Below are 21,504 nucleotides of genomic sequence, written 5' to 3'. Positions count from 1 at the left end.
GGGGTACGCGGCCGTGCTGGCCGACAGCGACCTCGGTCTCGCCCGGGGTGAGCTGGAGGTCGGCGCGCGGCTCCGGTCAGGCGCGCTCGGCGCGCTGCTTCACCAGGTCGTCGACCAGGGTCTCGACGTAGTCGGCGGTCTCCTCCCAGCGGGTCACCGCGACGCTGCGGATGCCCATCGCCTTCACCGGGTAGTCGTTGCCGCCCACGTCGAGCCGGTCCCCCACGAAGAGCACGTTGTCGATCTTCAGATCGAGGTGCTCCAGCAGCTTCCGCATGCCGTACGCCTTGTCCACGCCCTTGCGCGTCACGTCGATCGAGGTCGAGCCGCCGCCGCGGACCTCCAGGTCGGGCAGCTTCGCGGCGACCGCGTCACGCAGCCGCTTCTTCTTGCTCCCGTCCGGGTCCCAGCCGTACTTCTCCGCCGGCGGGGCGGACTGCCCCAGCGCGGAGAAGGTGATCTGGCTGCCCCGGTCCTCGACGATGTCGCCCCAGGTCTTCGCCTCCCACAGCCCGAGCGCCTGCGCCGATTCGGTCAACGCGGTGATCACGCGAGCCTTGTCGGCCTCGCTCAGGTCCTCCGCGTAGACCAACCGCCAGTCGCCGGACGACCAGCGGTAGTAGCGGGTGCCGCAGGTCGGCATCAGGTGCAACCGGCCCCGCTGCTCCTCGGTGAGGTCGAGATGCGCCAGCACCTGCGACTGGAACTGCTCGAACCGGCCACCGGAGATGATCAGGACGTCCACCTCGGTGAGCAGGTGGCCGAGCAGCTCCGCCATCCGACGATCGATCCGGGACTTGGAAATCGCCAGGGTGTCGTCGAGGTCGAACGCCACCACTCGAAGATCGTTCACGAATACCTCATGTGTCGTCGCGGGCCGGCCGGGACTAGCAGGGTACCGGTGTGACCTGGCACCTCTCTGAGCGCCCGGGAACTCGGCCCATTGACGGAGGGTAACAAGTCGACCACGGGCGGCGGCCCGGAAAAGCGATCGACACCCGCGGCCTCGACGCCGATGGTGGGCGGATGCGCCAGGAGCAGATCTGGGACGACGAGGCCGCCCGAGGCTACGACACGCCGGGTACCGGGATGTTCGCGCCGGGGGTGCTCGGCCCCACCGTCGACCGGCTCGCCGCGCTCGCCGGCGCCGGACGGGCCCTGGAGTTCGCCGTCGGCACCGGCCGGGTGGCCGTGCCACTCGCCGAACGCGGCGTACGGGTCAGCGGGATCGAACTCTCCGTACCGATGGTGGAGCGACTGCGGGCGAAGGCCGACGCGGCCACCGTCCCGGTGGTCGTCGGCGACATGGCCGGCGCCACCGTGCCGGGCGAGTTCAGCCTGGTCTACCTGGTCTACAACGCCATCGCGAACCTGCTCAGCCAGGCCGAGCAGGTGGCCTGCTTCCGCAACGCGGCGCGCCACCTCGGCCCGGGCGGCCGGTTCGTGGTCGAGCTGTGGGTGCCGGAGCTGCGCAAGCTGCCCCCGGGCCAGCAGGCGACCGTGTGGCACACCGAGGCCGGCTACATCGGGCTGGACACCTACGACGTGCTGCGGCAGCGGGTCGTGTCGCACCACTTCCGTTTCGGCGACGGCCGCGAGGCGCGGGTCTTCCGCACCCCGCACCGCTACATCTGGCCGTCCGAGCTGGACCTGATGGGCGAGCTGGCCGGCTTCACCCTGGAGAGCCGGCACGCCGACTGGACCGGCGCCGAGTTCACCGAGGAGTCCCGCTCCCACGTGTCGGTCTACCGGCTGACCTAGGCTTTCGTGGGGCGCCTGGAACGCCTCGCTGGCGGCTAGCGTGTACACATGTTCGAGAGCGCGCTCGTCAATCTCTACACGAACGACATCGAGGCCGGCATCCGCTTCTACCGCGACCTGCTCGGCTTCACCGAGACGTTCCGGACGCCCACCGAGGGCGTCCCCGAGCACGTCGAGCTGCGGCTCGGCGGGTTCACCGTCGGGCTCGGCACGGTCGACGCGGCCCGCCGGGCGCACGGCGTGACAGCCGAACCGGGACGCCCCGCCATGGCACTGGTGGTCTGGACGCACGACGTCGACTCGGCCTTCGCGCGGCTGACCGCCGCCGGTGTGCCGGCGGTCCAGCTGCCGCACGACTCCGGCAACGACAACCGCAACGCGCTGGTCCGCGACCCGGACGGCAACCTCGTGGAGATCGTCTCAAAGGTGGCGTGAGCGGCTCGGATGTAGCGAGCCGGCGAACCGCGCCGTCCACCCAGGAGGCCACGGCGTCGTCAGCACGCAGGACACGGTGCTGCTGGGACGCGGGACGTACGACTACTGGGTGGACTACTGGCCCGGCTCCGACGTCGAACCGTTCGCCTCGCTCATCAACGGCACGACCAAGCACGTCGACGCTGGCCCACGACGGGCGCAAGCTGTTCGACCACGACGACACATTGCGCCGGCTGACGCTGCTCGGCGCGCAGTCCACACCTTCCGGACACCTGCTCCTGGGATACCGCGCGCTTCCGGCCTGAGGCGCCGATCGAGGCGGAACGGCAGGCCGGCCTGGTGCCCCCGGCAGGATTCGAACCTGCGACACACGGTTTAGGAATGGAGTTGGGCTCGGCAGGCGCGCTGCCCGCTGACCCGCTGCAACGGTTCACGCGTGCCACACCATCACCAAGATCAGTCCGCGCATAGTCCGTGGCCTCGGCAAGCCCTCGCACCCGACGTCACTGCTCTTCGGTAGCGGGCGCAGGGCTGCTCAGCCAATCGATGAGCGACAGGTACTGCCGGAACTCGTCCGGGATCAGGCCCGGCTGGCAGATCCACTCATCGGCAATACGGTCGGGCTGAGCTTGCCCCGCTGGTCGATGATCCGATGGCTGCCCGCCAAGGTTCCACCCAGTGTCGTTGGTTGCTGCACTTCGCTGCCGTAGCCAGTTGAGCCAGTGCCCTTGCCACTGATAGCCAGACGACCACGCCCGAGGTGTTGCGGCGGACAGTTAGCATCACCGATGGCTAGATCTGGCGCAGCAGACATCACGGCATTAGGGGGCGGAGCTTGTTGTCGTCGATCACGTCTTGGATTCAAGGGATCTGGAACCAGGGAACCGCAAACAAGTTTACGTTGGTTGTCTTGTCGGCCATGCTCTACATTCTCTCGATCAAACTAGCCAAGTTCACCGGAAGTACCGTAGCCGCGTTAACCGCAAGGCGACGCGGACAATACCGAGCGGCTGCACAGAGACGCCTCCTTGATTACAAGCCTCGCCACTTCTTGCCGACGTATTTAGGAGTCCTCGCACTAGGCGGCGTCGGAGCTTGGATTACATACAATGTGATTCTCCGAGTCCTGGATACAAGCAACCAAGCTCAAGCACTTACATCGGCCGCGCAGCTCGAAGTCATCAAGACGTCCCTTACGGTGGTCGCCGGAATCGGCGCAGGAACAGGAATTTACGTCGCATACCGGAAACAGCGAGCCGAAGAAGTCAATGCCGTTCGCGGACAAGACGAGACCTACCATGAACGATTCAGTGAATCGATCCAGAAGCTGAACGATCCCACGAATATTATCCGAAGTTCTAGCTTGTCGGTACTTATCGAACTGGCAACGGTGTGGCGATCGGGTCGACAACGCTGCGTCGATGCGATATGCCAATACCTTCGCCAAGCAGTCCAGCAGGACCTAATGTCTGACCTAGACCATGCTGCCGCGCTTCACCGCGTACTGGAGAGCGCACGCGGACGATACCGCTCGTCTGGATGGGATGGCTCGACTCTGAACCTATCCGGTACACCCATACCTGGCGCCAACCTAACAGGCGTACGCCTTAACGAAGCGACATTCGAAGGCTGCACCTTCACCGGGGCGGCGGATTTCGACCAAGCAATATTTTACGGCAGGGTCTCATTTCGCGACGCTGTTTTCGAGAAGCATGCATCATTCACGAACGCAATATTCCTAGACGAATGCGACTTCCATGGTGCCAAGTTTCTGGGCGGGGCAAATTTCTATGGGGCAATATTTCGCGAGCGAGCATCTTTCGCTCATACGCTCTTTCAGATCCACCACGAGGCGCTACTATTTTGCAATACGCGATTTGGGCGCACAACATTTTTTGAAGCGGTCGATTTCACTAAAACCGCCCTGCATGTTAACCTTTCGAGCGCTCGCACCCTCGCCCATTTGATGTTCTCCGAGGCCGTCTTCATTGGCAATATAGGCCTCGATAGTTCTTCATTCACAATCATATGGATGTCTCATCAGCCGGAAGATTCGACTTCTAGCGACCTAGAAGCTAAGGCTCGCCGGGAGCTAAGTGAAATCAGACAGGCAGTACGACGTAACCTTAAGTGGCGGCGGCCGGATCTCTTCCTGGCGGCTGCAAAGAGAGTCTCAGTCGCCGGACCAAAGGTGGTAGCAGCCCGAGCGGCGGAACATTCGCTTTATGGCTAAAGGCTCAATTTATGCGTTACATCGTTCGCCCCAAGCCTGGTTCGTGCCCTTTCAGCCATCCCATCGGCCTTCGTCCGCACACGATGGAGCAGGTGGGGCCCGCCCGGGGTCAAGGTGGAGCACCCCACCGTCTGAGCGACCTTGACCCGGCAGGCCCCTACCTGCTCGGCTTCGCCCCGGACGCAGGTTGTCGGGATGGCGCCACCATCGTTGCTGGCATTCTGCGTAGGGCGCTGCGGCTGCCCCGAGGACGGCCGGAGGCCGCCCGCAGGGTGGGGCCGCGAGCGCAAAGACTCGCCTTACGCAGGACAGCCCAGCTCACTCCCTGGCACTTGATCGTTTGCGTGTGCGCGGGGTCGCGGAGGGTGGTCGCGCTGTGGGATGGTGCAGCCGTGAGTGGAACCGGGCAGAGAGAGCCGGTGACGGGCGCGCCGGAGAGGCCGGATCAGTGGCACGACTTCCGGCGGGGTGTGGCGCTGCTGTCGATGGTGTTGTTCTTCTTCTGCGTCGTGGCTCTGGGCTTCCTCGTCTACAACGCGGCCACCCGAGACGGTGACGTGCCCTTCGACGGATGGTCGTTCTTCCGTTTCCTGTCGACTGCTCTGCCTCTCGGGGTGGCTGCGGTTGCGGGTCTGGGTGTCTACCGGGCAGGCAGCAATGTCGAGGCGAGGAAGCGGGGTCGGGTCATGGGGCTCGGTCTGCTCGCGGCTGCCGTGCTGCTGGTCGTGACCGGGGTGATCGGGGATGCGGTGTCGTGAGTTTCTCGGTCGAGCCCAGCGCCCTTGAACGCGCGGCCAGTCGGATCAGCGATGCCAGCACCGACGCAAGGGCGGCGAAGGCTTACATCGCCAAGCACACGGACATGCCCTGGTATGGGCAAGGGCTGCTCAACGAGGCATGGCCGGCGCATCAGCGGCTCGTCGACGAGATGAACAAGCGCCTCGGGCACCTAATCGAGTTGTTGGAGCAGTCACGCGACGCCCTGCATCGCACCGCAACCCATTACCGGCACACCGACTCCCGATCGGCCGGGCGCCTCGACGCCACGTACCCCTCCGTCGACCGCGGAGAGGACACCATGGCCGGCGAGAAGCCACCCACGAGGTACTTCCCGTGATCGAGCCAACCGATCTGCTGGTGGAACCCGGCGACCCGGACCCTTCCCTGTCCAAGGGCTTCGCCAACCCGATCGGCATCCTCGACGCCATCTCCATCTCGCACTGGATCAACGAGATCATCAAAGAGGTCGCCGGCTACGACGTCATCGGCACCATCACCGCAGCGTTCGTCGGCGACTGGGAGAGCTTCTACAAAGCCGGCGACGCCTACGGCAACCTCGGACAGAGCCTGCAAGCCCTCGGCGGCAACCTCATCGAAGCCACAACACAGCTCGACGCCCAGTGGGACGGCCACGCCGCTGACGCCGCGTTCGTCTACTTCCGCAAACTCGCCGCAGCCACCTCCCAGCAGAACATCGTCCTGGCCCAGGTTCAGGAGAAGTACCACGAGGCCGCCCGCGCCATCTGGCTGCTCGCGGACATGATCGGCGGCCTCATCAAGATGATCATCGACAAGGCCATCATCATCGGCGTCAGCACCGCAGCCGGCACTGCCCTGCTCGAAACCGGCGCCGGAGCAGTCGTCGGCTACGGCGTCGCCGCCTGGCAAGCCATGGAACTGGTCAAGAAGGTCAACGACGCCGCCACCAAAATCCAAGCCGGCGGCACGCTCATCCTCGGGTTCTTCAGCTTCCTCAAGGCCCTCGCCGACCAGGGCGGCGACCTCACGAAGATCCAGCTACCCGATCAGCCCTACATGAGCCCGGTGACACCATGACCCATCCAGACGCCGACCCCGAGCGGCAGTTCCTCGACCTGGCCGCAGGCAGCAGCGGCCTCGCCAAGATCATCCACGCCAGCCTCGAACGGCTACGCGACGGAGCGGCCGGCGCCGACCTCCAGGAGATGGCCCGCGACGTCCTCGCCGGCCACACCAACCTACGTCAGATCGCCGCCACCGACGCCTACGGGCCAACGCTCCTCGACCAATTCCACCGCTTCAAAGAGTGGGAAGCAAACCTCGACCCCGACGAGCGCCGGCGCCTGGCAGACGAGGCCACCGCAGTAGCGCACGACATCGACGGGACAGCCGACTAACGACCTCGCGTGCAACCCGCTGCCGACTCGCTTGCTCCTCTTCACGCCTAGCCCCTACCTTGCGAAGATCAAGCTTACTGTTGGCCGTCGTCGGTGACTGCTGCTGACCTGCTCGCCCTGTCGCTAGCCGTCAGCCTCGGGCTGGGTCCGTCGACCGGCTTGGCTGTACGGATGGCTGCACAGCCGCCGACCTCGTCGGGTGTGAATGTTGATCTCGTTGACCACGACGCGCTACCCGGTGTCATCTTGTGCCGCTGCGCACGTCTGCCCAACCAGCGATAATCCCCTTTCAGTAAGCCGAGCCGAAGCTGTTGTTGACTTTCTGCTGACGCAACGGCCGCCTCAGTTCGGTTAAACTTCCGCGGCGGCCCGAGTGCCAGAACACGGCCTTGGCCGCACTTGCGATCATCCAATAATCTTCTTAATGACCGCCGGAATGTCAATCTGACCGAGAAAAGCTAGGGCAATAATAGCAATAACCACTCCCACTTGCAGCACCACTTGAACCGATCGACCAGTCGGCTCGACGCCACGTCCAATACTCCCGAATACTTGGCGAACTCGCGCAAACCTACGATGGCGGCGAGGAAAGTTGTTGATACCGTCTTCATCGTAAACCTGCCACCGGTCCAAAGCGTCTTCATATATGCGCGACGGCGGCTTATCCAATAGAAGGACACAGACAAGGCCCATCGAGTGACGGACATCAGGAGCGAACGGCTCTAGCAGAGATTGCTTCGATCCCGCATAAGATCGAAAGTATTGCGCTCCGCCAAAGAAGAGAGAAGCGACTGCGGAGGTGGTCTCCGTAGTTAGCCGAGCTTCGGCACGACTGGCACAGCGGTCGAGGGCGACTGCGAGCCTAACCATAGCCTCACGTTGGCCACCACACGGATCTGGCGGCGAGAAGCTCTCGATAGAAGTTGAAAGAACAGCACCACGCAGGACTCGGAGGGCAACGACTTGCGGTGTGAACCTACGCACGAGGCGGTGAACCGTGAACGCAAAGGCCCAACCTACGATTACACCAGAGGCGACCGCCGCCATGATGGGGTACGCCTTCCGCTCCATCTCGGGTACACCGTCGAACTTTGTGCCAGCAGCAGCGATTGAATCGTAAGTTGCGAGCACGCAAGCGAAGGTCAGCGCAGCGCCATGAAAGTCAACAGCGATTGTATTTGCAATCTGCGCCCCGAAGGCCCACTGACTCTTGTCTGCATCTTCCCCAAGGAAATCACGCCGAACCTCTATCCAATCGACGATCATTGGGTACCTAATTTTTATCATGAACCAAGCCCACGGGGCTAGAGAAATAGGGAATATGAGCCAGTACCAAAAAAACGTTGGTAGCACAAGCTTGGACATCCATTCTTCGACCAACCAGGCACCCAAGCTCAACCACGCTAACCAACCTGCGGCCGCGAATGCCCCCGACCACTTTGCCCTGGCCGGAAGGGCGAGTAGGAACTTTGCAGCGGAAGGATGCCGGTAGAATATTCGATGGTGTTTCAGTAAACGCCTTAACGCGACAACTAGCTGGACCTTGCCTCCTGACGTAGCGACGCTTGCCCAGACTACGAGCGCGACGTGGACCAAAGCGACGCGACCGGCCAAAACAGCTAGATCATCGAAGGCCATCCAGATTTTCTAGCATTAGATGTCGCCTAGGTCGATAGTCAACCCTGTCGGACATCCGAACGAAGAGCTAACGCTGACACCTTCGCTTCGTCATCCCGTCTTGCCGCCGACCCACACACCGTGGAGTGGGCCAGGGCCAGGGTGACAAGGTGGAGCGCCCTACCGGACGAGTCTCAATGACAGCTGTCAAGCGCGGGCGCCGGCGGCCGGGGGCGGCCTTCGGATTAGAAGAAGCTCGCGGATGACTGCTCGGGTGGCTGTGCACCTGGTCAGCCCGTCCGTCGTTGTCGGATGGTGTCGGCGTCAGCCCGTGGTCTTGGCTGTACGACTGGCTGTACAGCCACACGGGTTAGGAAGTGTGGACACGTGCGGAGTCCACTCGGCAGTGACCTGGCCTGGCGGCCTGCGCCGCCGCGCTTGCTGCCACGTCCAGGAGTTGACCGCCGTTGACCCTCGGCACCCGTTGCCATCGGGCACGGAACGGGCACGCACCGCTCCCCTGCTTTGCAAAGATCAAGACTGCTGTCGGCCGGCGTCGGCTACTGCCGCTGGCCTGCTCGCCGTGTCGCCCTTCGCCGGTCTCCGACTGTTTCTGTCTGCGGGCTTGGCTGTACAGATGGCTGTACAGCCAAGCCGGCGACTGATGGCACCTGGCGGTTGCCTAGTCCTTACCTTGTCCCTGCTGGGCCGCTGCCTCGCGGATTGCCTGAGCCACTTCCAAGAGAGCGAAGGCGATGGCAGCCAAGCCCTCGCCGATCGCATCGGTCTGCTCATCCGGGCTCGTCCGGCCGGAAGCTCGCTCGGCGTATGTCTCCGCAGCGTGTTCGTACATGTATCCGCCTCCTCACAGGGTTAAGTCGCCATCCTCCATCAATCTCCCCGCCACGGGAACTACCTAAGGTGCGGCCATCTCCTACGGTGTAGGCCATGCTCCTCGCCGCATCGGAAGCCCAAGGACAGCCGCTCTGGGTCGTGTTTGCTGTAGCCGCAGTTCCCGCAGTTGCAGCGGTAATTTCCGCGATCGTTGCCGCCCGATACGCCAAGTCATCTAAGGCGAACGAGATCGAGGCTCAGCGCCTACGGGATCTCGAGTCCCGCATTTCCGACCGGAAGTATGAAACATACAAGCCGATGATCGCGCTGTTTGGCGACGTGCTGAATAAGGAGAAGCGGGCGCAGGTCATGGGCCAGCAAGACCTGGTCAACGGTCTGCACGAATTCGCTACTTGGGCGAGCATCTACGCATCGGACGACGCACTCCGGGCGTACCGCAACATGGTGCAGGCTTCTTTCAATGACGCCCCTGGCCCCATCGTCTTGCGCCTCTACTGCGACTTCGTCTTGGCTGCGCGACGCGACATCGGACATTCAGAAACGACCACTACGGTCGAGGAGGTCCTTGCGCTCCGAGTCAAGGACCTCTACGAGACTGACGGTGTCCGATGGATTGTCAGGGAACCCTTCGAGGAAGTGTGCAGGCGGGTCAACTGGTCGCCGCCGTGGCTGTGAACGGCAAGAGCGGATAAGAGCGGATCTCCTCGTCGGGCAGGCGTAGACCGTCCAGCCTCCCCGGACGGGGACAAGGTGGAGCGCCCTACCGGACGAACGACCTTGTCCCCGTCCGGGGAGGCTGGTAGCCCTTGTGGTGCCCGGCGAGGTGATCGGCGGCGGCATCTCTGAGGAGGGCCGGGGTTCGGGGCGGAGCCCCGAGGTCTTCAAGATCTGGCAATCCCGAAGCGTGGCCGGCGCGCCAGCCGATGCCGGCGCTTGCGCCGCCAGCAGGCCGAGCGCGGCCGGCGCGGCCCGCTTGCGGGCCGCCTTGATCATGAAGAGAGTGTTTCGGCAATCGTGTTCGGTGGCCCCGTGTTCGGTGGCCCCGTTCGGTGACCCCGTATCGTCCCGGTCGACGGCTTGCCGTGCATCACGGGCACAGGTTCGCCCGGACGTGCACCCCGCACCATGCCGGCAGGTCGACGGACCAGACCCGCCACCCGCCGCGATCCTTGCGTAGCTCCCACCGCCACGGATGCGCGGTACCGGCAAGGATCTGCGCGTCATCCCACCAGACCGCGCGTACCTGCTCGGTCACCGTGGCCCGGTCGTCGGCTTGGTGCTCGATTGCGCTCGGCCCCACGCTCTCCAGCTTCGAGGGCTCTCGGCCGGCGCCGGTCATCTCGGCCCGGTAGTCCCGCCACTGCTGCCGCAGCTCGTCATGACGCTCGCCAGCCAGCACCCGCGACAACCCCAGATCCTCACCGGCGCTGAGCTTCAACAGCCACACCCGGGCCGCGGCCTCCGGTGTCGGCTCGCCCCGCTCTGCCTCCAACTGCTTGCGCACGGCCCACGAGGCCGGCACCGCAACGAGGCCGGCGCAACTGATCACCACCAACGCCAACAGCACCCAGGGCCACCGCCGGGGACTTCCAGCTTGTCGGACGCTGCGCAATCGCCATCCGTGTATAACCTCCCCCAAGATCATTCATGTGAGTCTACGAGATGACCTTGGAGGACTCTTCGGTCCGTACTGCGAGAACTGGAAGCGGCTTCGCTATCCGCATGCCTGCCGAAGTCGCTCGACTGCCGCAAAGATCTGTTGCTCGGGTCCCGGCCGACTTGGACGCCACTCAGCGAGTACGGGACGAACCGCGCCGACGATCGCGGCCAAACTTTCCAACGTCGCGGGCTCGGGTAGCACGCTGAGCGCGGTGACAGCGTCCGCCGTCACCGCGTACCGGTGCGCGTTCGTTGGTGTCTCCTGCCAATCGGGGGCGTGCCGCCACTCCTGGACACGTTCGTACACCTCGGCTGCGGCGGCGCGGATGCGGGCCGCGTGCTCCTGCGGTGTGAGGGTGGTGTCGGCGTAACGGCGGTCGGCGGGTTCCTGCGGCGGCGTGTCGGCGTCGCGCATGCCGGCGATCGTACCGGCGCCATGATCCGGCCGGCGTTTGCCGTCAAGCCGCCGGCCGTTGGTCAGCCGGCGTTGGTGGCCCACTCCTGGGCAAGGATGGAGTAGAGCAGGGAGTCACGCCAACCGCCGTTGGTGAAGACGTGGTCGCGTAGTCGGCCTTCGTACTGCATGCCGAGGCGTTTGGCTACGGCTACGGAGGACGCGTTGTCAGGGCCGATGGCGGCAGTGATCCGGTGGAGGCCCAACTCCTGGAAGCCGTAGTTGGTGATGGTGCGGGCGGCGTCGGTGGCATAGCCGTGGCCCCAGTGGTCGGCCCCGATCGCGTACCCGAGCTTGGCGGCCTTGTGCCCCGTGAGGCCCAGTCGCGCGAAGCCGATCATCCGGTCCGTGGCGTCGACAGCGGCAAGGTAGTACTCGGTGCGCGGGGTGAGCTGGGCGCGTTCGATGGCGCCCTCGACCATGGCGACTGCGGCGGCCTGGTCCCGGCTGTCGAACGAGAGCCACTGAGTGACGCGGTCGTCTCCGACGATGGCCCAAGCGTCGGCCGCGTCATCGGGGCGCATGTCGCGCAGGGTGATGACGCGGCCGGGGATGGTGATCGGCTCCATGCCCCGATCGTTCCCTATCGAGGAAGGGCGTTGGCCGGGGTGTGGGTGAAGTGCTCGATGCCGTCGACGAGTTCGCGGGCGTCGTTGGCGTGGCCGGCGCGGGTGATGGCCTGGTGGACCCGGCGCACCGAGTGAACGATGCCGTTGATGCGCTGATCAGCGGGCAGGTCGAGCACGGGCGCCAGGGCGTCGGCGGCGGCGTCCAGGTCCCCGCCGGCTACGCGGGCGATGGCGAGGTTGGCGTGCGAGCCGGCCTGGTCACCGAAGGCCCATGCGGGGTCGTTGGGGTCGGCGTACGCCTGGGTGGCGCGCAGGGCGTATCGCTCGGTGTTGGTGGCCTCACCGGGGAGCCAGGCGAGCGCATCGCTGGCGTAGTAGAGGGTGCGGGGCTGGTTGAAGGTGCAGATGCCGCCCATCTCGTCCATCTCGTCGGGGCGCACCCGGGACCAGGCGTCCTCGGCCTCGGTGATGGCGGCCTTGGCCTGCTCGGCGTTGCCCAGAGCGGCGTACGCGCGGGCGGCGCTGGCGGGCAGCCAGACGGCGGAGGTGCCGCCGGCCTGGGTGGCGTACTCGCGGCCGGCTTCGGCGTAGCGGACCGCCTCGGCGTAGCGGCCGGCCCAGTAGGCGACGAGAGATTGCAGGCCGCGCAGCCACGCCTGAAGTCCGGGATGGCCGGCCTGCTCGGCGCAGAGAACCGCGGTGCGGGCCTGAAGCATGGCCGAGTGGGGGTCGGCCATGTCGTGGGAGACCTTGGCGAGCAGACCGCTGGTGATGCCGGCGAGGAAGTGCAGGTCCCTGGACTGGTTCGGGGCCTGGCGGCGCTCCAGGAGGGTGAACAGGGTGTCCTGTGTCTCGGCCAGGTCGGGCAGCACGTGGCTGACGGGACGCTGCGGGTAGGCGAGCGCCAGGCGCTGCACGTCCTCGGCGAGCTGTTCGATGGCGGCCGGGCTGGTGGACTCGGCGGCGAGCATGGCGTACTGGCGGGCGCGTTGTGCGGCCATGGCGAGGAGGTTCCTTTCCGGGCCGGCGCCGGCGGGGTCGACAAGGAGGTGTCGCTCCGGCGCAGGGGTCAATTGGTGGGGAGCCCAGGGGCGCTGCAGTTCTTCGATGGGCCTGCTGAACATGACCTGTAGCGCCCGCCGGGTGGCGGGGGTTGATGAGGCCAGGTCGCGTTCGCCGCGTGCCAACCGCCCGAGGTGCCGGGCGCTGATCGCCGCCCGGGGGTCCATCCGGGAGAACTCGTCGGCCAGTTCCTCGTATGTGCGGTCGCTTTGCTGGATCAGGTGCTCCAGCACGGTGCGAGGTTCGCGGCGTTCTCGTGCCATCCGTCTACGCCTTCCTGATGGGCTGTCTCCACGCTCGCCCGGGTGAGGTCCTTCCGGCAATGCAGGTCCTCGTGGTGTCCGCTCGATGTCCGCCAGAGGTGCCCCTACGGGTCCTCGATCGGTCCCGTAGGTCCCGTGCAATCTCTCCTACATGGACGGCTCACCCACCGCAATTGTGCATGTGCATCCCGTCGATGCACATGGGCAGCAGCGCCGACGCGGACACCGGGAGGTGAGTTCAGCGAAAAGGGGCGCTGAGCAAACCGGGGTTCGGGTCGTGCGGTGTGTGGATGGGTCGCGCCCGCAGCGAGGGCCGTATCGGTCCTCGTCGGCCGCGCCGGCTGCGTGTCCCGCGTGCGAGGGGCGGGGCTGGAAGATGGCCAGCCCTCGGCGCTCGCTCCGGGCACCCGGTGACCCGAACCGGCTGCAACGGCGTGACTGCCCCGACTGCGCAGGCACCGGCGCCCAAGGGCAGTGGGCGGGGCTGGCGGTCGTCTGACAGCGACGACCGCCAGCTCTCCGATGTTCACGCGGCGTTCCGCCGTGTCCTGAGTTGGCCCGGGGCGGGTGCTGGTGGAAGCGCGGTGTCGGCCGTGCTCGGAAGCCCGCCCGCCTCGGTGCCCCGGTCAGCCGAGGCGTGGAAGGCGGACGGTCATGGTTCCGAAGCCGGGAGACGTGCTCTACGTCAATGGGCGCGCGTCGGTGCAGTTCGGCGGCGACAGAGCCTTGATCTTCCGAGTCATCAAGATCTCCGGCGAACTGGCCCACCACGACTGGATTTGGCTGATCGGCTACGTCCTCGACAAGGCGGGCAATGCCCTGGCCCGTCGGGAGATCTTCGTGCAGAAGGCGGGCCTTTATCGGGCCGACCCGCCGCGGGCCGTGGTCCGCCAACCACGCCGGAAGCCAGCAGCTCCTACGCCGGCCAGCAACGGCCCAAGGCAGGCAACACGCGCGACGACTTGATGGGAGAGTTCGATGCCAGTGGGAGTCTTTCGAGTGGCCTCGCGGCTCGCGCCGATGGTCCCGGACCAGGTGCGCCGACAGCGGTTCCGGCGTACCGGGTTCGGCCGGCGTGGGCTCGTCGAGGCACACGTCTACGCGTTCCTGCATCGCGTCGTCGACGAGCTGATAGCCAGAGACGCGGTCGAGGCGAGCCTCCGGGAAGAAAATGCCCGGCTGAAGAGCGCCCTGCGGGACTGGCAGGGCGGCTTCGCACCGAGGCCGGGTCGGGTGGATGGCAGCGCATGGACAGGGGATCAGCAGCGCAGATAGCCTGTTGACAACTTGAGTTGTCGTCTGGAGTGAAACGGTGCCGATCGAGGTTGCGCCGCCGAAGTACGTGGTGATCGTCAACGCAGTGCAACAGCGCATCGATGACGGCACCTACCCGCCGGGTGCGATGCTGCCCAGCGAGACCGAACTCATCCGCGAGTTCGGCGCGTCCCGGCCCGTCGTGGTCCGGGCCCTGGACCTCCTGCGGCAGGACGGCTGGATCGAGAGCCGCCAGGGCAAGGGCCGGTTCGTCCTGGGCCGTCCGGGCGGTACCGACCAGCGATCACGTGAACGGCGCTATGGCCTGCTCGACGACGACGAGCGGGCCGGGTCGACGCTGCTGGCCGCCGGCACCGTTCCCGCTCCCCCACGAGCCGCTGCCGCCCTCGGCGTGAAACCGGGGACTCCGGTCGTGGCACGTCGGCGTCTCATCACCGTTGATGACGTCGGCCCGGTGGAACTGGGTACGGCGTTCCTGCCCGTCGAGCTGGCCGATGGAACCGGCGTGGGCTCCCAGGACGTCATGCCGGAGGGCCTGCTCAGGCACGTCGCCTCCCGCAAGCGCCTCAAGCTCGACCATGTGACCGAACGCATCTCGGCGCGGCTGCCCAGCGCCGAGGAAGCCGGGCTGTTGCAGGTCCGCGAGAGCGATCCGGTGCTGACCGTGCTCCTGGTCATCTGCGACCGGAGCGCCACGCCGCTTCTGGCGGTGGACGTGCTCCTTCCTGCCGCCCGGCACGATCTCGAAGACGTCTACCCGCTCGACTGACCAAAGTGGATTAGCCACTTGACAAGTCAAGTTGGCACTCTTTACCTTCGATCCAACTTAACAAGTCAACTAGTCGAGTTGTCTTGTGGACTTGGAGGTCTCGTCGTGGTTCCGATGACGTTGAAGGTGCCGGTCCCGTCCGAGTACGTCTTTCCCGCCGGGGCGCTCTGCCTGGGCGTCTCGCCGCAGATCGACTTCGAGCGGCGTGCGGAGGCGGACAACCAGGCGCGGGACAAGGACACCGGTGAGCGGGTCTGGGTGGTGCGGGTGATGGACCTGGATCCGGAGGCCGGGAAGTTCGGCCGGTCGACCGAGGTGAAGGTCAAGGTGGTTGCCTGCCAGCAGCCGGTCCCGCCGCCGTCGACCGTGCCGGGCTATCCGCCGGCGGTGGAGTTCGAGGGCCTGACCCTGACCCCGTATGTGGATTCGCAGCGGTGCAAGCCGGGTCGTTCCTCGGGTGACTGCCGTTCCCGCATGGCGTATTCGCTGCGGGCTACCTCGATCCGTCCGGCGTCGGTGGTGCCGGGTTCGGTGGCGGCCTGACGGCTGCCGCTTTGTGCGCGCGGGGCGGGTCGTTTCCCCGCCAAGAGTCCCGACCCGTCCCGCGCTCTGCCATCCCTCATCTGGTGAAGGAGGGCGTGATGCCCACCGTAATTCCCCCTGCCCTGATCATCGTTGTGCCCCTGCTCCTCGGCGCGGCCCTGACCCTCTTGCGCACCCGCCTGACTGGTCTGCGTCACGCCTACTGGGAGATGGACGCCTTCCTCCGGTCGGTCCTGCGCCTGCCGCCGGCTTCCGCCCGGGTGTGCGCGATCCGCTGCCCTCGTTGCTGCCGGTGGGTGAAGCCGCGCCGGTTCGATCTACGCCGCATGTCGTGTCACTCGTGCATCTCGACGCTGGGGCGCTCGGCTCGCGGTGGTGACCTGTGCCTCTGATCAACGTCATTCCCGGGGACAAGATCCCCATGGCGCCGATGAACGTGCGCCTTCCCGCGTGGCGGGTTCCGGGTTGGCTGCTGGTGTCGTGGTGGCTGGCCCGGGGCCTGTTCCGGCTCACGGTTCTGGCGGTCCGGTACTGGTGGCTGACTGCCCCGGCTGCGCTGGCTCTGTGGATCCGGGTGGAGTTCGGCGGCCTGGTCCTGGCCGGCGTCGCCCTCACTCTTGCCGCCGGCTGTGTGGGGTGGTGGCGGTGGCATCCGTCGTCGTGGCTGCGCTTCGGCTGGTACCCGCTCGTCAGCCGCGTCCGCGCACTGTTCGTCTACCGGCGGCGGTGGGCATCGGTGATGGCCACGTGCGGTCTGGCGACCGCGTTCGCCGGCGACCGATATGTGCCGCAGCTCCTGCGCGTGCGCTGTGACCGGTTCGGCGATGAGCTGACCGTCCGGCTGCTGCCGGGGCAGATCCCGGACGACTGGGGGCAGGCCGCGGAACGCCTCGCCTACGCCTTCCGCCGCCGCAGCGGGCAGGCCCGCTCCACAGACCGGCCCGATCGGGTGGTGGTGCGCCTCGTGCGCCGTGACCCCCTCGCCGCCGTCGTGGCGCCGCTTCCGGTCGCCGACGTGCCGGATCTGGGCGGGCTGACGCTCGGCGTCGACGAGGACGGCCAGCCGTATCGGCTGCGGCTAGCCGGCTCGCATGTCCTGATCGCGGGAGCGACGGGGTCGGGCAAGGGATCGGTGCTGTGGTCGCTGCTGCGCTCCCTGGCCGGCGGCATCCGCTCCGGCCTGGTGGAGGTGTGGGCGTTCGACCCGAAGGGCGGGATGGAGTTGGCGGCCGGGGTGCCGCTGTTCACCCGGTTCGCCTACGACGACCCCGACAGCATGGCCGGCGTCCTCGAAGAAGCCGTCAAGCGCATGCGCCTGCGCGCGGCACGGCTGCGCGGGGTGACCCGCCAGCACGTGCCAACGCCGGAGGATCCGTTGCTCGTCCTGGTCGTCGACGAACTGGCCGCGCTCACCGCGTACATCACGGATCGGAAGGTCCGCGACCGGATCAAGGAATCACTTGGGCTGCTCCTGTCGCAAGGCCGGGCGGTGGGTGTGCACGTGGTCGCCGCGTTGCAGGACCCGCGTAAGGACGTGCTGCCGTTCCGCGACCTGTTCCCCACCCGCATCGGGCTGCGACTGACCGAGCCCGAGCAGGTGGACATGGTCCTCGGCGACGCCGCCCGCGACCGAGGCGCGCTCTGCGACCGCATCCCCGAATCCATGCCGGGGGTGGGGTTCGTGGTCCTCGACGGCGTCCGCGAACCCGTCCGGGTCCGCTTCGCCTACCTCACCGACGACGACATCCGCCAACTCGGCCGCGACTACCGCCGCCTCTGCGACACCGAGCAGGAGGTGACCCGGTGAAGGCTGACACCGAGCGTGTGGAAGGGCTGGCCCTGGTGCTCGTCGTCCTCACCGTCGGCGGGCTGGCCGGGGCCGCGTCGTTCACGCACGTGCACGACTGGACCATGGCCAACTCGCCGGCCGGTACCGGGGACTGGTTCGGCTGGGCCAACGCCGCCATCTCCGAACTGCTGCCGTTCGCGGCGCTGCTGACCATCCGGCGACGCCGCCGCACCGGCGGTCCGGTCGGATATCCGCTGTTCCTGCTCGTCTGCGCCGTCGCCCTGTCCCTCGCAGCCCAACTCGCCGTGGCGAAGCCGAGCCCGTCCGGATGGCTGCTGTCAGCCGTGCCCGCGCTGGCGTTCCTCGGCCTGTCCAAGCTCGTCTTCTCCGCCACCCCGCCGGCGCCCGTCGAACCGACCGGCGACCGGGGCGAAGTGCCACCCGGCTACGACCCGACCGAGGATCACCGGCCCGTCGTGGTCGACGCCGTCGACGAGGACCAGGCGGTCACCGTCGCACCGGCCCGCCCGGCGGCGGTAGCGGTGCAGCGGCCCGGACTGGTGCCCGTCCCCGCAGCGGCGTTCACGGCCCGCAACGGCACGCCGTTTGGCGCGGAGCGTGACCAGTGACCCAACTTCCCCTCATCTCCGAGTCTCCGACAGAGGTGCAGCCGCGGCCCGGATCACGCGCCGACCGGATGCGTAAGCCCCTGGCCAAGGACGCGCTCAAGCAGCTCGCCGAGTCGCACGGCGTCTGCGTTCGCCCCCTGGCGCTGCGTCGCACCGACACCGTCACCGGCCTGACCGAGGTGGTGGAGGTGCCGTGCGGGGCGACGCTGGCCGTGAAGTGCAAGCCGTGTGCGGAGAAGGGCCGGCGGCTGCGCATCCAGCAGATCCGGGAGGGCTGGCACCTCGCCGACGAACCCGCCGTCCGACCCGACAAGCCCGGTGAGGACGCCCTCGCCCTCGTCCGGGTCCGGGCGCACCTGGAGTTCGAACGCGAAGCCGTCCAGTACCAGCAGATGACCCCGGATAAGCGGGCCGCGCAGGTGGCCGAGATCGACGCCGCCATCGCCGAACTGGACGAAGCCCTCGGCGAAACCAGCCTGCGCGGGCACCTCACGCCGAAGGAGCGCGACGAGCGACCCCGCCGCAAGCGGTCCACCCGACGGCGTCAAGACTCGCCGGACCTGCCTCGGCTGCCCGTTGACCCCCGCACGGTGGGCCGGGCCTACTCGGGCCGGACGGGCAAGACGTACCGGCCGTCGATGCTGGTCACGCTGACGCTCGACTCGCACGGGCCGGTGCACTCCCACCTCCGCCGCGGCGCCTATATCGCGCCGTGTGAGTGCGGCACCCGACACGGCCCGCACGACGACGTGCTCGGCACCCCGGTTGACCCGGCCGGCTACGACTACCGGCGTGCGGCGTTGGATGCGATCCACTTCGCCCGGGTCCTCGACCGGTGGTGGCAGAACGTCCGCCGCGCCGCCGGCTGGAACGTCCAATACGCCGGCGCCGTCGAGCTGCAACGCCGCCTCGCCCCACACGCCCACTTCGCCATCCGCGGCACCCTCCCACGCCGGCTGCTCAAGCAGATCGCCGCCGCCACCTACCACCAAGTCTGGTGGCCACCCTTCAACGAACCCGCCTATCGGGTGGACAAGCCGCCGGTCTGGGACGTCGACCGACAGGCATACGTCGACCCGAAGACCCGCGAGCCGCTGCCCACCTGGGGCGAGGCCCTCGACGCCCTGGAGGAACCCGACAGCCGCCCCGTCTACGTCGCCCGCCTCGGCCGCATCGACGCCCGCGGCATCGACCAAGGCACCAAGGACGCCGAACGGTCCATCCGCTACGTCACCAAGTACGTCACCAAGGACCTCACCGACCAGGCCAAGCCCCGCTCAGACCCGCAGAAGGCGCACTTCGACCGGCTCCACGCCGAACTGGCCGTCCTGCCGTGCTCGCCCACGTGCGCCAACTGGCTGCTCTACGGCGTCCAGCCCGACGGCGTCAAGGCCGGCTTGACCCCGGGCCGGTGCACCGGGAAGGTCCACCAACGCTCCACCCTCGGCTTCACCGGCCGCCGCGTCCTCGTCTCCCGCCAGTGGTCCGGCAAGACCTTGGCCGATCACCGCGCCGACAACCGGGCATGGGTGCGCGCCATCCTCGCCGGCGGCATGGCCGACACCGAGGAGCACGACCAGACGGCCGACGACGCGGACGGGTCCAAGCGCTACCGGTTCGAACTCGCCCGCCCCGAAGACCCCGACGTGCCGCCCCTGGAGCACCGACTCCTGCGCGCGGTATCCGCCCGCATCCGATGGCGCACAGACCTTGACACCGCGCGCCTACGAACAGGCGCCGCATCGGCAATCACGGCTTCCCTCTCCCTCGCTGCTTGATGATCTGGAGGACAGAACCCCTCATGGAAAGTGAGCTGTTGACCGTTCCCGAAGTCCTCACTGTGCTCAACGGCGTGTCGCGACGAACCTTCTACCGCTGGCGTGAACTGGGCACCGCCCCGGAGTGCATCAAGCTGCCCAACGGTGAGCTGCGCATCGAGCGGCGAGACCTGCGGGCCTGGCTGGAGAAGCACCGGGAGGCGGCGTGAAATCGCGGTCCGTGCGGGTCTGGCACATTCGCGTCAACCAGGGCGTCAGTAAGAAAAAGACGTACACCGTGCGTTGGATCGTCGGCGGACGGGAGAAGTCGCGGAACTTCGCCACCCGGGCATTGGCGGACAACCACCGGTCAGACCTGATGCAAGCGATCAACCGAGGCGAAGCGTTCGATGTCACCACCGGCCTGCCTGGCTCGATGATTCAGCACAAGGGCGCGGTGTCGTGGCTGGAGTTCATGCAGTCGTACATCGACATGAAGTGGCCTGGCTCGGCGGCGAAGTCCCGGGGGAGCATCGTCGATGCGTTGGTGACGGTGACTCCGGCACTGGTGCGCAATCAGGCGGGGCGCCCCTCGGCGGACGAACTGCGGCGGGTGCTGCGCGATCACCTGCTGCCGCCGGGTCTTCGACAGTCGGAAGTGCCTGCGGAGCTGGGCCCTACGTTGCGATGGCTGCGACAAGCCTCGCTGCCGATGAGCGAGGTAGGCGAGCCCGCGGTCATACGCGCCGCGCTCGACGCCCTGACGCTACGCCTCGACGGGCGGCCGGCGGCGCCGACGACGGTGCGCCGAAAGCGATCGGTCTTCTACAACGTGCTTCAGTACGCCGTCGAGCTAGAGGCGTTGGAGTTCAACCCGATCGACAAGATCCGGGTACGAGCACAGCGGGCGAAAATCGCCGAGTCGGTCGATCGACGAGTGGTGGTCAATAGCCGTCAGGCCCGGGAGCTGCTGACGGCCGTGTCCTACGTCGGCGAGCGGGGGCGGGTCGGCCGCGGCGAGCGCCTGGTTGCGTTCTTCGCATGTCTATACCTCGCGGCGCTGCGACCGAGTGAAGCGTTGGCGCTGCGCGAGCAGGACTGCCACCTTCCGACGATCGGGTGGGGCCGACTAACTCTGGTCGACAACCGGCCGCAGGCGGGCAAGCGGTGGACCGACAGCGGCGAGGTCCACGACCGGCGTGGATTGAAGCACCGGGCAGCGTCGGAGTCCCGCGCTGTGCCGATCCCGCCAGAGCTGGTGTGCGTTCTGCGACACCACATCGACCGCTTCGGCGTCGCCGATGATGGCCGGCTGTTCCGCAGTAGCAAAGGCAATGTGGTTGCCGCGTCGACGTACTCGCGGCTCTGGAAGGCGGCGCGGAAGCTGGCGCTGACTCCGGCACAGGTGGCATCGCCGCTGGCTGGGCGCCCATACGACCTGCGACATGCGGCGGTGTCGCTCTGGTTGAACTCCGGTGTTCCAGCAACCGATGTCGCCGTGCGTGCCGGGCACTCCGTCGACGTGCTGCTGAAGGTATACGCCAAGTGCATCGACGGGCAGGAGGCCGCGGTCAACGAGCGCATCGACGATGCCTTGCAGCGAAGCTAGGCGGCAAGGCGGATAGATGATCATCGGGCGTCAGTTCGGATGATCAAGCTGGATGACGGCGAAAGGCCC

Annotated in this window: 24 protein-coding genes; 17 read left to right on the top strand and 7 right to left on the bottom strand. The window is 66.9% G+C overall.

The genetic code is table 11. From position 1 onward, the window contains the following. Positions 1-76: 76 nt before the first annotated feature. Positions 77-853 (bottom strand): HAD-IIB family hydrolase, encoded by a 777-nt coding sequence (locus ACGFI2_RS08115; protein ID WP_393512516.1) that lies wholly within the window; start codon positions 851-853, stop codon positions 77-79. A gap of 173 nt (positions 854-1,026) precedes the next feature. On the opposite strand from ACGFI2_RS08115, the gene ACGFI2_RS08110 reads away from it, so the two are divergent. From ACGFI2_RS08110 to ACGFI2_RS08080, 7 genes are all read left to right on the top strand, one after another. Beyond that, positions 1,027-1,761, top strand: coding sequence for a class I SAM-dependent methyltransferase (locus ACGFI2_RS08110; RefSeq protein ID WP_393512513.1), 735 nt, complete (start codon positions 1,027-1,029; stop codon positions 1,759-1,761). A 48-nt stretch (positions 1,762-1,809) separates the two neighbouring features. After that, entirely contained in the window at positions 1,810-2,196 is a 387-nt protein-coding gene (locus ACGFI2_RS08105) for a VOC family protein (protein WP_393512510.1), read from the top strand. 919 nt (positions 2,197-3,115) lie between these two features. Next, on the top strand, positions 3,116-4,429 hold the full coding sequence (locus ACGFI2_RS08100) for a pentapeptide repeat-containing protein (protein ID WP_393512507.1): 1,314 nt from the start codon (positions 3,116-3,118) through the stop codon (positions 4,427-4,429). 392 nt (positions 4,430-4,821) lie between these two features. Then, a complete protein-coding gene (locus tag ACGFI2_RS08095) occupies positions 4,822-5,187 on the top strand; it encodes a hypothetical protein (RefSeq protein ID WP_393512504.1) in 366 nt (121 codons plus the stop codon). Continuing rightward, positions 5,184-5,546 carry a WXG100 family type VII secretion target gene (locus ACGFI2_RS08090; RefSeq protein ID WP_393512501.1) on the top strand — a complete coding sequence of 121 codons (363 nt, stop codon included), beginning with the start codon at positions 5,184-5,186 and terminating at the stop codon, positions 5,544-5,546. Before ACGFI2_RS08095 ends, ACGFI2_RS08090 begins: the two co-directional genes overlap by 4 nt. Further along, positions 5,543-6,265, top strand: a complete 723-nt coding sequence (locus ACGFI2_RS08085; RefSeq protein ID WP_393512498.1) for a WXG100 family type VII secretion target — start codon at positions 5,543-5,545, stop codon at positions 6,263-6,265. The genes ACGFI2_RS08090 and ACGFI2_RS08085 overlap by 4 nt, the downstream gene beginning before the upstream one ends. Next, entirely contained in the window at positions 6,262-6,585 is a 324-nt protein-coding gene (locus ACGFI2_RS08080; RefSeq protein ID WP_393512495.1) for a hypothetical protein, read from the top strand. The genes ACGFI2_RS08085 and ACGFI2_RS08080 overlap by 4 nt, the downstream gene beginning before the upstream one ends. A 405-nt stretch (positions 6,586-6,990) precedes the next feature. Here ACGFI2_RS08080 and ACGFI2_RS08075 read toward each other — a convergent pair whose 3' ends face one another. Together ACGFI2_RS08075 and ACGFI2_RS08070 are read right to left on the bottom strand one after the other, a co-directional pair. Then, positions 6,991-7,977 (bottom strand): hypothetical protein, encoded by a 987-nt coding sequence (locus ACGFI2_RS08075; RefSeq protein WP_393512492.1) that lies wholly within the window; start codon positions 7,975-7,977, stop codon positions 6,991-6,993. Positions 7,978-8,884: 907 nt separating this feature from the next. Beyond that, entirely contained in the window at positions 8,885-9,055 is a 171-nt protein-coding gene (locus tag ACGFI2_RS08070) for a hypothetical protein (protein ID WP_393512489.1), read from the bottom strand. Positions 9,056-9,150: 95 nt separating this feature from the next. Here ACGFI2_RS08070 and ACGFI2_RS08065 point away from each other — a divergent pair, with 95 nt between their 5' ends. After that, the gene (locus ACGFI2_RS08065; protein WP_393512486.1) at positions 9,151-9,732 is read left to right on the top strand and encodes a hypothetical protein; all 582 of its coding nucleotides are present in this window, start codon (positions 9,151-9,153) and stop codon (positions 9,730-9,732) included. Positions 9,733-10,144: 412 nt separating this feature from the next. Here ACGFI2_RS08065 and ACGFI2_RS08060 read toward each other — a convergent pair whose 3' ends face one another. The 4 genes from ACGFI2_RS08060 to ACGFI2_RS08045 all read right to left on the bottom strand — a co-directional run bounded on the left by ACGFI2_RS08060 (position 10,145) and on the right by ACGFI2_RS08045 (position 13,064). Further along, complete coding sequence (locus tag ACGFI2_RS08060) at positions 10,145-10,624, bottom strand: hypothetical protein (protein WP_393512483.1); 480 nt, start codon at positions 10,622-10,624, stop codon at positions 10,145-10,147. 147 nt (positions 10,625-10,771) lie between these two features. Then, positions 10,772-11,131, bottom strand: a complete 360-nt coding sequence (locus ACGFI2_RS08055; RefSeq protein ID WP_393512480.1) for a hypothetical protein — start codon at positions 11,129-11,131, stop codon at positions 10,772-10,774. 62 nt (positions 11,132-11,193) lie between these two features. After that, positions 11,194-11,739: a GNAT family N-acetyltransferase gene (locus tag ACGFI2_RS08050; RefSeq protein WP_393512477.1), complete on the bottom strand. Its 546-nt coding sequence runs from the start codon at positions 11,737-11,739 to the stop codon at positions 11,194-11,196. A 14-nt stretch (positions 11,740-11,753) separates the two neighbouring features. Next, positions 11,754-13,064: a hypothetical protein gene (locus tag ACGFI2_RS08045; protein ID WP_393512474.1), complete on the bottom strand. Its 1,311-nt coding sequence runs from the start codon at positions 13,062-13,064 to the stop codon at positions 11,754-11,756. 654 nt (positions 13,065-13,718) lie between these two features. On the opposite strand from ACGFI2_RS08045, the gene ACGFI2_RS08040 reads away from it, so the two are divergent. The 9 genes from ACGFI2_RS08040 (at position 13,719) to ACGFI2_RS08000 (ending at position 21,435) form a co-directional block, all read left to right on the top strand. Continuing rightward, positions 13,719-14,030, top strand: a complete 312-nt coding sequence (locus tag ACGFI2_RS08040) for a hypothetical protein (RefSeq protein ID WP_393512471.1) — start codon at positions 13,719-13,721, stop codon at positions 14,028-14,030. A gap of 33 nt (positions 14,031-14,063) precedes the next feature. After that, entirely contained in the window at positions 14,064-14,339 is a 276-nt protein-coding gene (locus ACGFI2_RS08035) for a DivIVA domain-containing protein (protein ID WP_393512469.1), read from the top strand. Between the two features lie 37 nt (positions 14,340-14,376). Continuing rightward, positions 14,377-15,108 carry a GntR family transcriptional regulator gene (locus ACGFI2_RS08030; RefSeq protein ID WP_393512467.1) on the top strand — a complete coding sequence of 244 codons (732 nt, stop codon included), beginning with the start codon at positions 14,377-14,379 and terminating at the stop codon, positions 15,106-15,108. Between the two features lie 114 nt (positions 15,109-15,222). Continuing rightward, entirely contained in the window at positions 15,223-15,651 is a 429-nt protein-coding gene (locus tag ACGFI2_RS08025; protein WP_393512464.1) for a hypothetical protein, read from the top strand. A gap of 382 nt (positions 15,652-16,033) precedes the next feature. Continuing rightward, the gene (locus ACGFI2_RS08020) at positions 16,034-17,458 is read left to right on the top strand and encodes an FtsK/SpoIIIE domain-containing protein (RefSeq protein ID WP_393512461.1); all 1,425 of its coding nucleotides are present in this window, start codon (positions 16,034-16,036) and stop codon (positions 17,456-17,458) included. Further along, the gene (locus ACGFI2_RS08015; RefSeq protein WP_393512458.1) at positions 17,455-18,069 is read left to right on the top strand and encodes a DUF2637 domain-containing protein; all 615 of its coding nucleotides are present in this window, start codon (positions 17,455-17,457) and stop codon (positions 18,067-18,069) included. The genes ACGFI2_RS08020 and ACGFI2_RS08015 overlap by 4 nt, the downstream gene beginning before the upstream one ends. 68 nt (positions 18,070-18,137) lie before the next feature. Further along, the gene (locus tag ACGFI2_RS08010; protein ID WP_393512455.1) at positions 18,138-19,847 is read left to right on the top strand and encodes a replication initiator; all 1,710 of its coding nucleotides are present in this window, start codon (positions 18,138-18,140) and stop codon (positions 19,845-19,847) included. Positions 19,848-19,885: 38 nt separating this feature from the next. Beyond that, complete coding sequence (locus ACGFI2_RS08005; RefSeq protein ID WP_393512452.1) at positions 19,886-20,056, top strand: helix-turn-helix transcriptional regulator; 171 nt, start codon at positions 19,886-19,888, stop codon at positions 20,054-20,056. Next, positions 20,053-21,435 carry a tyrosine-type recombinase/integrase gene (locus ACGFI2_RS08000; RefSeq protein WP_393512449.1) on the top strand — a complete coding sequence of 461 codons (1,383 nt, stop codon included), beginning with the start codon at positions 20,053-20,055 and terminating at the stop codon, positions 21,433-21,435. The genes ACGFI2_RS08005 and ACGFI2_RS08000 overlap by 4 nt, the downstream gene beginning before the upstream one ends. Positions 21,436-21,504: the final 69 nt, after the last annotated feature.

The organism is Micromonospora sp. NPDC049282, assembly GCF_043197045.1.
Classification (GTDB): Bacteria; Actinomycetota; Actinomycetes; order Mycobacteriales; family Micromonosporaceae; genus Micromonospora.
This window is presented reverse-complemented; position numbering and strand designations above follow the sequence as displayed.